The organism is Hyphomicrobiales bacterium, assembly GCA_016125495.1.
Lineage (GTDB): Bacteria > Pseudomonadota > Alphaproteobacteria > Rhizobiales > RI-29 > RI-29.
The window spans coordinates 134394-146227 of record WGLQ01000014.1; the positions used below are offsets into that span (position 1 = coordinate 134394).

Consider the following 11834-nt stretch of genomic DNA (forward strand, 5'->3'; position numbering starts at 1 on the left):
ACGGCCTTTCTGGCCGGACCGGCGGGCGTCGTCCCGGAACGACTGCCTCGAGGCGGTTTTGGGTGCCCTCAACGTATGTTGAGGACGTGCCAAGGATAGCCGAGTTCGCCGCAGCGGTGGCTCGAGAAACCGCTCTGGAAGCTCGCGACGTTTCGCCTCTTGTCGCTGATCTGTCGTTCGATGGAGGCGAGTTGTCGGTCGATGCGCTCGATGTTCCGGCGATGTCCTTGCGCCTGCGACATCGCCCGCGCGATATCCTGCTGGGTGCGCACACTGTCACGGATACCCTCAGAGATCGTCACGGCCAAGTCGCCCCGCTCGCCGGCCCGGCGTGCCCGTCCCCGCCCCCCGACGATGCTGACGAACCCATCGAGCATATCGCGAAGGCGCGCCGCGATACCCTCGGCCTTGTCTAGTCTTGCGACTTCGTCCGCCCGTCGGTCCGACAGTTCTCGCTCGGTTGCTCGCAATGCTCCGAGTTCCTCTCCGAGTGCCTCCAATTCGCTCGTGATGCGCCGACAAGCGACCTCGCGTTCCATTGACTTTCTCCGACACCCGACACATTTCGTAGGCTTAGTGTCGGATGGTTTCGTCGCCGGGGAATAACATCTTGCGGACAACCGGTCTCAGTGCTGGCACGATAAGAACAGGGGCGGTGTCGATCCGTCTGGCCATAGTGGCGCTCGCCCTGTCGTGCCTTGCTGCACCGGCATCGGCGTCCGACAATCTGGAACTGGCGCTCGAGTTCTCGCGCTCGCGGGTGCCGCCGATGCCGATCGAAAGCTACCGCCCTCCGGAAGAATTGTTCACCGCCGCTCAGCTCGCGCGCTATCGCGCTTTCCTGGCGGATGGGAATTGCGCGAAGGCCAGCATCTATCTCGATGCCGCAAGTGGCATACTCGATGCCGATGGTGTGACACTTCTGGTTTCGGACGAGTTCGCGCGCACCTTCTCGTCGACCGTTGTTCCGCGCGCCTATCCGCAGGTGACCCTCTGCTGGCAACTTCGCTGGCTCGAGGAAACTCGTATTCCGCTCACCGCCAAGGGGCAGGAGCCGCCAAGGTTCTCGCAACGCGCGGACCTGCCGATGGCTCCCTACAACTGGTTCGAGGATTTGGAGATCAAACAGAGAAACCACAGCCTCGGAAAAATCTTCTGGTTGGCCCTGATGGGACATGCGCCGGCTCAGATCGTGTTGGCGGAGTTTTCCGAGAAGGGAGAAATGCTGCAACTGACGCCGCGCTTTGCCTATTTCCTTCTTGCGAGCGCAGCCGGGACGTCGCCGAACGATCCGCGCGTCGCGCCGATGCTTGACCGCGCGGCGGCAAGGATCGAGGGTGCCGAACGCAGCACAATCGATGCCCGGGTAGTTGCCGGCCGTCCATGGGACGAACGCGAGCGCATGCTGGTGGATTAGGGTCCGACCACCGCACGGCAGGGCGGCGCGGATGGTTCCGATCGACGCGCCGAGGAGGTCGCTGCCAAGGTCTTACACCGACAGGATTTGGACGGTGACCGGCGGGCGCGCCGCTAGTTGGTCGAGACGTACACCAACCCCGTTGGAGCAAGGTTAAGCCGCCGGCCGATCCCTGTTCAACGGCCTTTCCAGACGGGTGGGCGCTTGCCGAGGAACGCCTCGATCCCTCCGCGGAAGTCCTCGCTCATGTAGCAGAGGGTAACGAGGTCGCTGTCGTCGACGCGCGGGCCCGCCCGGCGCAGACGCGCGAGCGCCTCGCGGGTCGCGCGCATGGTGAGGGGAGCATGGCCGGCGAGCCTTCGGGCAAGGGCGGCGGTCGCCGCCTCGAGGTCCCCCACATCCGCCAGGACGTCCGAGACGAGACCGATGGAACGCGCCTCTTCGGCCTCGATCAGGCGGGCCGTGAGCACGAGGTCACGCACGCGTGCCTCGCCAAGGAGCGCAACGAGGCGGGCGAGGGTGGCGGCCGACAGGCAGTTGCCCAGCGTGCGGGCTATGGGAAAGCCGAAACGCATGTCAGCGGTTGCAAGGCGCAGATCGCAGCAGGCCGCGATCGCCGCCCCGCCCCCGGTGCAGGCCCCCGCGATCGCCGCGATCGTGGGAACGGGACACGCTTCGATCTGGCCGAGCACGCGCTCGATCGAGGCCTCGTAGGCGTGTGCATCCGCGGGGCTCTCGAAAACGCGGAACTGGCCCATGTCGGTGCCGGCAGCGAACGCCTTGCCTCCGGCGCCGGTGATGACGACGGCCTTGACGGAGCCATCCGATGGCTGGCCCGCGAGTAACGCCCCGAGACGCTCGTACATGGCGAAGGTGAGGGCGTTGCGCGCGTGTGGCCGGTTGAGCACGACGCGCAAGATGCCATCCTCATGTCCAACCAGAAGCTCGTCGCCCGCATCGGTTTCCATGGTTCCTTGCACTCCAGCGCCTCGTTGCGGAAAATTGTCCGTGCGCCCGCGACCCCTGCCAGCCAAACGACGGGTGAACGATCGCTCCGTTCGCACTTGCCATAGGCGAGGTGCGCCCCAACGTCAAAAGAGGCCCTCGCGAGGTCGTGCCGGCCGGCGCGTTCGGCACGAGAGGTCGGACGAAACCGGCGGCCCGCATGCCAGCCATGCGGGAAATTGCGCGCAAGCCCCGCGCACACCCTTGCCAGGGGGTGGCCGTCCGGCGTTACGTGGCGGACATCTCGGTTCGCGACCTGTCGGCCGGACCGGGAGGCGTTCGGCGCGGCCCCTTTTCGGCAACACGGACGAAATAGAGCGAGATCCAATGTTGGAGTGCGGATCATGACCGAGATGCAGTCGTTGCCCGAGCCCTCACCCACCTTTGGCGAGGTCGCGGCCTTCGTCCTCCAACGCCAGAGCAACGCCTTTCCTCCAGAAGTCATCGCCTTCGCCAGGTTGCTGATGCTCGACCTTCTCGGCGTCGCCGCGGCAGCGAGCGGCATGGATGCCGGGCGCATCGCGCGCGAGCATGCCGCGCGCCACTGGTCGGCGGGAGCGGGCGCGCCGGGCGCGCGCATGATCTTCGACGGGCGCCGCGTCTCGCTGCCGGGCGCGGCATTCGCGATCGCCACGCAGATCGACAACCTCGACGCGCACGACGGATGGCAACCCTCCAAGGGACATGGCGGTGCCGCGCTGCTGCCGGCGCTCGTTGCCTTCGCCGAGGCGGAAAAGGCGGTCTCCGGACCCGACGCACTCGCCGCCTTCATCATCGGCTACGAGGTCGCCTATCGCTCCGCCTGGGCGCTCCATGCCACCACCACCTGCTATCACACGTCCGGGGCCTGGAATGCGCTCGGCTGCACGGCGATCGGGGCGCGCCTGCGCTCCATGCCCGCCGATGTTTTCCGTCACGCCCTCGGCATCGCGGAGTATCACGCGCCGCGAAGCCAGATGATGCGCGAGGTCGCCAACCCGAGCATGCTGCACGACGGCACGGGCTGGGGAGCGCCGACGGGCGTCTATGCCACGCTCATCGCCGAGGACGGCTTCACGGGCGCGCCGGCGGCGACGGTCGAATTCGACGACGCGCGCTTTGCCTGGGGGAGCCTTGGCGAGGACTGGCTGACGAACAAGCAGTACATCAAGCCCTATCCGACCTGCCGCTGGACACATGCCCCGATCGATGCGGTGCTCGCGATGCGCGCCGCGCACAAATTGACCAGCCGGGACGTGGCGGCCATCGAAATCACCTCGTTCCAGTACGCCATCGACCTCGCCATGGGCGTACCCGCATCTTCGCCGGTAGCGCAGTATTCGCTCGCCTGGCCCGTGGCCGCCGCGCTCGTGCGCGGGCATGTCACGGTCGACGAGATCATCGAGGGCTCGTTCGGCGATCCAGAGATCGGTCGGCTGACACGCGCGACACGGGGCATCGTCGATCCGGTGATCGAGCGCACCTATCCCGAACGCCGGTTGGCACGGGTGACGCTGGTGCTGACGGACGGCACCCGGCTCGAAAGCGGCGAGCGGGAGGCCTCCGGTGGACCGCTGCCGCTGCCGAGCGAGGCCGAGGTGCGCGACAAGTTCAAGCGCTTCGCCGGTCCGGTGTTGGGCGAGGCGCGGACGGCGCGGATCGAGGAGATGGTGCTCGGGCTCGCGACCGCACGTAGTGACTTCAAGGCGTTGATCGACGAACTCGCGGCGCCCGGCAAGCACTGACCGGGCGCTTTGCGCAAAGGCGGTGCCCGCAATCGGCGGCCCGCGCGGCCAACCCCGTGGAAAGGATCATCACGATGACCGTGCAGGACGAGCAGAGGCGGGGCCGCCGGCCGCGCGTGGGCTCACCGAGGGCCCGGAACGAGACGGTGCAGCGCCTTCCTCAGCTCGCGTGGCGACAGCCCGAGAACCCCTATCCGGCGCTCGAGATTCTTTCGGCCGACCAGCTCGAAGCCATCCACCTCGCCTCCCTGCGCATCCTCGAGGAACTCGGCATCGAATTGCTGAGCCCTGCCGCCCGCGCTCTCTTCAAGCAGGCCGGTGCCGAAGTCGACGAGGCGAACGCCATCGTGCGCGTCGACCGGGGACTGATCGAGAAGGCCATCTCGAGCGCGCCGCGATCGTTCACCCTGACCGGGCGCGACCCGGCCAAGAGCCTCGTCATCGGCGGCAACAGGATGGCCTTCGGGCTCGTCGCCGGTCCACCGGCAGTGCACGACCTGGTGCGCGGCCGGCGCAGCGGAAACCTGGAGGATTATTCCAATTTCATCCGTCTCGCGCACTATTTCAATGCCATCCACATCATCGGCAACCAGGTCTGCGCGCCGATCGAGCTTCCGGCCAACAACCGCCACCTCGACACCTACAACGCCAACCTGACCTGGAGCGACCTTTCGTTCCATTGCACCTCGATCGGGCGCGGGCGGGCGCGCGACGGGATCGAAATGATGGCGATCGCGCGCGGCATGACGCTCGAGGAGATGGCCGCGAGCCCCGGCGTCACCACGATCATCTCGGTCAATTCGCCGCGCCGTTTCGACGACAGCATGGCGGATGGCCTCATGGAGATGAGCGCGGCCGGCCAGTCGGTGTGCGTCACGCCCTTCACCGTCATGGGCGCGATGACGCCAGTGACGCTGGCCGGTGCGCTCGCGCAGCAGAACGCGGAAACCCTCTTCGGCATCGCCCTCATTCAGTTGACACGCCCCGGCGCCCCCTCGATCTACGGCGGCTACACCTCGAACGTCGACATGCGCACGGGCGCGCCTGCCTTCGGAACGCCGGAAAATGCCAAGGCGATCGTCGCCAGCGGCCAACTCGCGCGGCGCTACGGCCTGCCCTACCGCGCATCGCCGACGAACGCCTCGAATGCCGCCGACACCCAGTCCGTCTACGAAACCGAAATGGCGCTCTGGGCGAGCGTCATGGGACACGTCAACCTGCACTATCACGCCGCCGGCTGGCTCGAGGGCGGGCTGACGGCCTCCTATGAAAAGCTCGTGCTCGACGTCGAGATGATCCAGCACATGATGGCCTTCCTCGAGCCCATCGTGGTCGACGAGGACACGCTCGCCTTCGAGGCGATCAAGGAAGTGCCGACGGGCGGCCATTTCTTCGGCACCCGCCAGACGATGGCGCGGTATGAGACCGCCTTCTACCGGCCGCTCGTCTCGAAATGGCAGAACTACGAGTCCTGGCAGGCGGAAGGCGGAGCCGAGGCCACCCAGCGCGCGACGGCGATCTGGCAGCAAGCGCTGAGGGAATACGAGGCCCCCGCCATGGACCCCGCCCGACGCGAGGCCCTCGATGCCTATATCGCACGTCGCAAGGAGGAAATCGGCAGCGGCGAGCCGTGAGCCGGCGCCCGCCCCGACCGCTGCCACAGGGCCATCCGAGAATGCTACCTCGAGGATCACCCGACCTCGGCCTAACCGCAACGCAGCCGTTCGAAACGCGGACGGAAAACTGGAGAGTACGGAATGAAAACCCATGCCCAGGCAGTGGTCATCGGAGGCGGCCTCATCGGCTGCAGCATCGCCTACCACCTCACCAAACTCGGCTGGCGTGACGTGGTGCTGCTCGAGCGCTCGGAACTGACCTCTGGCTCGACCTGGCACGCGGCCGCGAACCTGCACGGACTTCACGACAACAGCAACGTCACGCGGCTGCAGTACTACACCATGAAGCTCTACAAGCAGCTCGAAGCCGAGACCGGCCAGGGCTGCGGCGTCTTCCAGCCCGGCGCCATCTATGTCGCGCGCACCAAGGAGCGCGTGCACCAGCTCCGCATCCAGGCCGCCAAGGCGCGCTATTTCGGCTTCGGTTTCCACGAGATCACCGTCGCCGAGGCCAAGGAGATGCATCCGCTCGTCAATTTCGACGGCATCGGCTGCGTCATGCTGGAAGTCGACGGCGGCAACGTCGACCCGTCCGGCGTCACCCATGCCTATGCGCAGGGCGCGCGCATGAATGGGGCGGAAATTCACCGCTTCACGCCGGTGACGGCGACCACTCAGCGCGCCGACGGCGGCTGGGACGTCACCACGACCAAGGGCGTCATCCATGCCGACGTGGTGGTCAACGCGGCCGGCCTCTGGGCGCGCGAGGTCGCCAAGCTCGCGGGCTTCGAATTGCCGCTGATGACGATGGAGCACCAGTATTTCGTCACCGAGACGATCCCCGAGATCGCCGCGATGGGGCGCCGGCTGCCGAACGTCTCGGACCGTGACGGAGAGTATTATCTCCGCCAGGAAGGGCTCGGCCTCCTTTGCGGGGCCTATGAGAAGGATGGCCGCTTCTGGGCCGAGGAGGGCACACCGCTCGACTTCGGCCACGAACTCTTTCCAGACGATCTCGACCGCATCAGCGACAACGTGATGCGGGCCTGCGAGAGGGTGCCGGCGCTCGCGACGGCCGGCATCAAGCGCGTCATCAACGGACCGATGATCTGGTCGCCGGATTCGGCCGCGCTGTTCGGGCCGGTCCCGGAACTCAGGAACTACTACTGCTGCAACGGCATCATCCCGGGCTTCAGCCAGTCCGGTGGACTCGGCATGCTGCTCGCCCAGTGGATCATCCAGGGCGAACCGGAGATGGATCTCTTTCCCTGGGACCTCGCACGCTACGGGACGTGGGCGAGCAAGCCCTTCGCCAAGGCCCGCGCCTTCGACTGCTACACGCACCGCTTCAAGATCCACTTTCCCTACGAGGAACGCGAGGCGGGCCGACCGGTGCGCACGCGCCCGGCCTACGAACTGCAGAAGTCGATGGGTGCCGTCTTCGGCCTCAACTATGGCTGGGAGCATCCGCTCTGGTTCGCGCCCGAGGGCATGGAACCGGTCGAGACCTATGGCTTCGAGCGCCAGAACTGGTTCGAGCCCGTGCGTCAGGAGTGCCTCGCGCTGCGCGGCGGCGTCGGCATCATCGATACCTCCAACTTCGCGAAGTACGAGGTCGAGGGACCGGGAGCCGCAGCCTGGCTCGACCGCGTCGTCGCCAACAAGGTGCCGACCGGCGTCGGGCGCACGTGCCTCACGCCCCTCCTCGGCCTGCGAGGTGGCATCGCCGGCGACTTCACGGTGACCAAGCTCGGCGAGGACCATTTCATGATGATCGGCTCGGGCATGGCCGAGCGATATCATAAGCGCTTCTTCGACATGATCGAGCGGCCCGCCGGGGTCGAGTTCACGTCGCGCACCGTCGATTGGGTCGGCGTGAACGTCGCCGGCCCGCGCTCGCGCGAGTTGCTGCAGCGCCTGACCAATGCCGATCTCTCCAACGACGGCTTTCCCTTCATGCAGTCGCGCCGGATCACGGTGGCGGGCGTCGAGGCTATTGCGCTGCGTGTTTCGTTCACTGGCGATCTCGGCTGGGAACTCTACGTGCCGCAGGAACAGCAGACGACGCTTTACGGCGCGCTGCTCGAGGCCGGGCGCGATCTCGGCGCCAAACCGGTCGGCGGACGGGCCCTGCTCTCGCTCCGTGTCGAAAAGGGCTACGGAAGCTGGGGGCGGGAGTATTCGCCGGAGTACTGGCCGCAGGAGGTCGGTCTCGACCGGCTCGTCAAGCTCGAGAAGCCCGAATTCCTCGGTCGCGAGGCCTACCTGGATCTCAAGGACAAACCGGCGCGCGAGAAGCTCGTCGTGCTCGAGGTCGCGGCCACGACGGCGGATGCGGTCGGCGGTGAACCCGTGTTCGCCAAGGACGGGACCGCGATCGGGCGCATCACCTCCGGCGCCTACGGCTATCACGTCGGCAAGTCGCTGGCGCTGGCCTTCATCAAGAGCGAGCACGTGCGGCCGGGCGCGCACTTCGATGCCGCCATCATCGGTGTCCCGCACGATGCGCGCCTGCTCGATGGGCCCGCGTTCGACCCGACCGGAGCGCGTCTGCGCGCCTGAATGGCGGACCCTGGCACGGCTCCAACGAGCACACTGCCGTCACCCTCTTGGGGCGAGGACGCCAGCCGTCAGGTTGGCGTCCGTCAATGGCCGCACAATCTTGCTGCAAAACTGCCTCAGGTTCACCAAGAAACTCTTCGTGAACGCTCAACAACTTGATTCGGCGTCTAAAACCTCCATTAATCACGGTGAGCTAGATAAGGCGCTCCTCGTCTTGCCGCCGGAACCTGCGGAGTGTGATCGTGAAGCCATTGAAATACAGTCATTCTGTTTGGAGCAGCAGCGCCCCGCGCGAACGACTCGCCGTCGTCGTCGCGGCCGTTCTGGCCTTGGGCACTGTGACAATTGCGTCGGCACCGGCCGAAGCCGCCAAGAAACGCACCGGGACGACGAGTGCGTCGGCGCCGGTGAAGCTGGCACTCGCGCCTTTGCCCAACCGGGTCAGCCGTCCGGAAGCGAACGAGCGCGATCCGGTCCTCGTCGTGATCTCGATTTCCGAGCAGCGGCTGGCGGTCTATCGCGGCGGCGTGCAGATCGCGACGTCGCGGGTCTCGACCGGACGAAAGGGCTTTGCGACCCCGACCGGCATTTTCAGCATCCTGCAGAAGCGCCCGCAGCACTACTCGAACATCTACCGTGGCGCCTCGATGCCGTTCATGCAGCGGGTCACCTGGTCGGGCGTCGCGATGCACGCCGGCAACCTGCCCGGATATCCCGCCTCGCACGGCTGCATCCGGCTGCCCTATGCCTTCTCCAAGCAGCTCTTCGGCATGACCAGCATGAACGGTCACGTCGTGATCACGCGCCAAGGGCTCGCGAGCGTCAAGCCGCACAACCTCACGGGCGTCGAGGTCTTCAATCCGTCCTCGCTGGAGGCAATCGCGAGCAACGATCAACCCGGCGAGTCGACCTCGGGTGAAGTCGTGCTGACCAGCGCCCAAGGCGTGGCCTCGACCGACATCGCCAAGGCAACGGGTGAAACGCCCGAGGCGGGCATGGCCTCGTTCGGCGACATCGAGATGATGTTCGACCGCGCGGACCGGCTGGAGAGCTATTCGGACAAGCCGTTGCGCATTCTCGTGACGCGGCGCGGCATCACCAATCGCAACAGTGAAGTCCAGGAGATGCTCACCGAGGCCGGCTTCGACACCGGTGGCATCGACGGCGCACTCGGCAAGAAGTCTGTGGCGGCCATCAAGGACTTCGAAACGGCGCACGCCATGCCGGTCACCGGCACGGTCAGCGATCAGCTGGTTGCCAAGTTGCGCGAGGTGACGCGGCGCCCGGCTCCCGCCAACGCCCACATTATCGTCCGTCAGGGCTACAAGAACATCCTCGACGTACCGGTGACGATCAAGGATTGGGACAAGCCCCTCGGCACGCACCTCTATCTGTCCATGCATTTCTCGAGCGGCCAGCAGTCTGCACGCTGGACGGCCCTGAGCACCGACCCGACGACCGATTTCGGCTCGAGGACAGCGAGTTCCCCGGCCGAAGCCCTCGATCGGATCGATATGCCCGAGTTCGTGCGCAACTTCATCGCCGACCGGATGCATCCCGGCTCGTCGCTGATCATCGCCGACAACGGGCACAGCTACGACACCAGCAAGTTCACGGACTTCATCGTCCGCACGCGCTGAACGGAGCCCTAACTTCCGAGCATCGAGGCCCCCGGACGGCAACGTCCCGGGGGCCTTCGTTTTTTCCGAACTCCGTCCCGCACACGTCACCATTTGGCACGGGACTGATTTTCCGCCAGCGCGCGACCATGCGTCAGGCACTTGGCGATGACGGTGGAGACCCCTTACAGTCTTGCGTCCGGCCCGAACCGTCGGCCAGCCGGCCCACCCTCTCTCGGGGCTCCCGCAACATCGAGGCTTCCATGTCCGTCAACCCGTCTTCGCCACACGCCCTGCCGCGCCGCGATCTCATCGGCTACGGCCCCAACCCGCCCCAGGCCCGCTGGCCGAACGGAGCCCGGATCGCCATCAACTTCTGCATCAACTACGAGGAGGGCGGCGAACTCTGCGTGCTCGCCGGCGACGACCGCTCGGAGGTGCGCCTTTCCGACGTCGCGGTCGAGACGCGCATCGGGCGGCGCGATCTCAACATCGAGTCGAGCTACGAATACGGCTCGCGCGTCGGTTACTGGCGCATCATCAAGGCTTTCACCTCGCGCGGGCTGCCGGCGACGGTCAACCTCGTCGGGCTTGCCGGGGAGGCCAATCCCCATGCCCTCGAAGCGATGGTGGAAGCCGGCTTCGACCTCCAGCCGCACGGCTGGCGCTGGATCGACTACGACACGGTGCCGGAAGACCAGGAGCGCGAGATGATCGCCCGCTCGATCGAGCAGGTGGTCCGCCTCACGGGCGAAAAACCGCTCGGCTATTATGCGGGCCTGCCCTCCATGAATACCCGCCGGATCGTCGCCGAGCACGACTGCTTCCTCTACGACAGCGACGTCTACAACGACGATCTGCCGCATTGGAACAACGACTTCGGCCGGCCGATCCTGCTCATCCCCTATTCCCTCGACACCAATGACAGCCGCTTCGGGCGTGGCGAGCGCTGCTATCAGGTGGCCGAGGAGTTCTTCACCTACCTGCAGGACAGCTTCGACGTGCTCTACGACGAGGGCGAGGAGGCCCCCCGCATGATGACCATCGGGTTGCATGCGCGCCTGCTCGGGCGCCCGGGGCGCATCGTCGCGCTGCACCGCATCCTCGACTACATGATGGCACACGACGACGTCTGGATCACGCGGCGGTGCGACATCGCGCGCCATTGGGCGGCGGAGCATCCCTTCACGGGTGCTTGACGCCTTTCCCGCAAGGCAGGCAGGAGTGCGATGACGAGAACGGTGTCGATGTTGGGAAATCTGACGATGCGAGCGGTGCTGGGCGCTGGCCTCCCGCTCACGGCAATGATCCTTTACGCTGGAGCGGCGCAGGCAAGTGGCAGCGTCACCTTCCAGGAGGTCGCGCGACTCATCGCCAAGAACCCGGCGCTCGAGCGCGAGGTGCGCCAGCACATCGAAGCAACGCAGCTTGGTTACGAGGCGATCGTGTGCGACGGGACCCGGCTCGGGCGGCACTGGGTACATCTAGGAGGTCGGCGCATCGCACCCTACACCTGCACGCTCGGGGATCGGTTGCTGAACCTGGAGGCCGATGCGGTCTATGTCGACGCCGCCGGCACCGTGCTCGATGACCCGGGCGAGCGGCCGGCCCGCGCCGTGGTTGTCGAGGAATACAATCCGCGCGGCGCTTGGGCGCCCCGCTGACAGGGCCAACCGGATCGTCCGCCCCGGGAAAAGCGGCTGGCGGCACGACCGAGGCCAGCCCAGGAGAACCGGCCAAGGTCAGGATCGCGGCATGCCAAGGCGCGGCCCTGACCGCCCTGGCTGGTGCCACGCATCGCCTCTGTGTTTCCGGCAGCGAGAGCGGCGGGCGGGCAATTCCAACGCCCAGAGGCGCCGGAGTGCCCGCCTGGTTCCGCTCCCGAGGCGGC

At 66.5% G+C, this 11834-nt stretch carries 9 protein-coding genes; 7 read left to right on the plus strand and 2 right to left on the minus strand.

Annotation, left to right across the window (positions count from 1 at the left end; all coding sequences use genetic code 11):
* Positions 1-68: 68 nt before the first annotated feature.
* Positions 69-539, minus strand: coding sequence for a hypothetical protein (locus GC150_11830; GenBank protein ID MBI1385590.1), 471 nt, complete (start codon positions 537-539; stop codon positions 69-71).
* Between the two features lie 116 nt (positions 540-655).
* Between GC150_11830 and GC150_11835 the strand changes: the two genes are divergently transcribed.
* Positions 656-1417: a hypothetical protein gene (locus tag GC150_11835; GenBank protein ID MBI1385591.1), complete on the plus strand. Its 762-nt coding sequence runs from the start codon at positions 656-658 to the stop codon at positions 1415-1417.
* A 176-nt stretch (positions 1418-1593) separates the two neighbouring features.
* Here GC150_11835 and GC150_11840 read toward each other — a convergent pair whose 3' ends face one another.
* Positions 1594-2385: an enoyl-CoA hydratase gene (locus GC150_11840; protein MBI1385592.1), complete on the minus strand. Its 792-nt coding sequence runs from the start codon at positions 2383-2385 to the stop codon at positions 1594-1596.
* A 381-nt stretch (positions 2386-2766) separates the two neighbouring features.
* Here GC150_11840 and GC150_11845 point away from each other — a divergent pair, with 381 nt between their 5' ends.
* The 6 genes from GC150_11845 (at position 2767) to GC150_11870 (ending at position 11607) form a co-directional block, all read left to right on the plus strand.
* On the plus strand, positions 2767-4146 hold the full coding sequence (locus GC150_11845) for an MmgE/PrpD family protein (protein MBI1385593.1): 1380 nt from the start codon (positions 2767-2769) through the stop codon (positions 4144-4146).
* 74 nt (positions 4147-4220) lie between these two features.
* Positions 4221-5780: a methyltransferase gene (locus GC150_11850; protein MBI1385594.1), complete on the plus strand. Its 1560-nt coding sequence runs from the start codon at positions 4221-4223 to the stop codon at positions 5778-5780.
* A 123-nt stretch (positions 5781-5903) separates the two neighbouring features.
* Positions 5904-8324, plus strand: a complete 2421-nt coding sequence (locus GC150_11855) for an FAD-dependent oxidoreductase (GenBank protein ID MBI1385595.1) — start codon at positions 5904-5906, stop codon at positions 8322-8324.
* 242 nt (positions 8325-8566) lie between these two features.
* On the plus strand, positions 8567-9964 hold the full coding sequence (locus GC150_11860) for a L,D-transpeptidase family protein (GenBank protein ID MBI1385596.1): 1398 nt from the start codon (positions 8567-8569) through the stop codon (positions 9962-9964).
* Between the two features lie 242 nt (positions 9965-10206).
* Positions 10207-11142: a polysaccharide deacetylase family protein gene (locus tag GC150_11865; protein ID MBI1385597.1), complete on the plus strand. Its 936-nt coding sequence runs from the start codon at positions 10207-10209 to the stop codon at positions 11140-11142.
* A 30-nt stretch (positions 11143-11172) separates the two neighbouring features.
* On the plus strand, positions 11173-11607 hold the full coding sequence (locus tag GC150_11870; protein ID MBI1385598.1) for a hypothetical protein: 435 nt from the start codon (positions 11173-11175) through the stop codon (positions 11605-11607).
* Positions 11608-11834 lie beyond the last annotated feature (227 nt).

Excerpts from the sequence above, each read along its gene's own strand:
- GC150_11840 (MBI1385592.1), bottom strand. The coding sequence starts at position 2,385 with ATGGAAACCGATGCGGGCGACGAGCTTCTGGTTGGACATGAGGATGGC.
- GC150_11850 (MBI1385594.1), top strand. The coding sequence starts at position 4,221 with ATGACCGTGCAGGACGAGCAGAGGCGGGGCCGCCGGCCGCGCGTGGGC.
- GC150_11855 (MBI1385595.1), top strand. The coding sequence starts at position 5,904 with ATGAAAACCCATGCCCAGGCAGTGGTCATCGGAGGCGGCCTCATCGGC.
- GC150_11865 (MBI1385597.1), top strand. The coding sequence starts at position 10,207 with ATGTCCGTCAACCCGTCTTCGCCACACGCCCTGCCGCGCCGCGATCTC.
- GC150_11830 (MBI1385590.1), bottom strand. The coding sequence starts at position 539 with ATGGAACGCGAGGTCGCTTGTCGGCGCATCACGAGCGAATTGGAGGCA.
- GC150_11870 (MBI1385598.1), top strand. The coding sequence starts at position 11,173 with ATGACGAGAACGGTGTCGATGTTGGGAAATCTGACGATGCGAGCGGTG.
- GC150_11845 (MBI1385593.1), top strand. The coding sequence starts at position 2,767 with ATGACCGAGATGCAGTCGTTGCCCGAGCCCTCACCCACCTTTGGCGAG.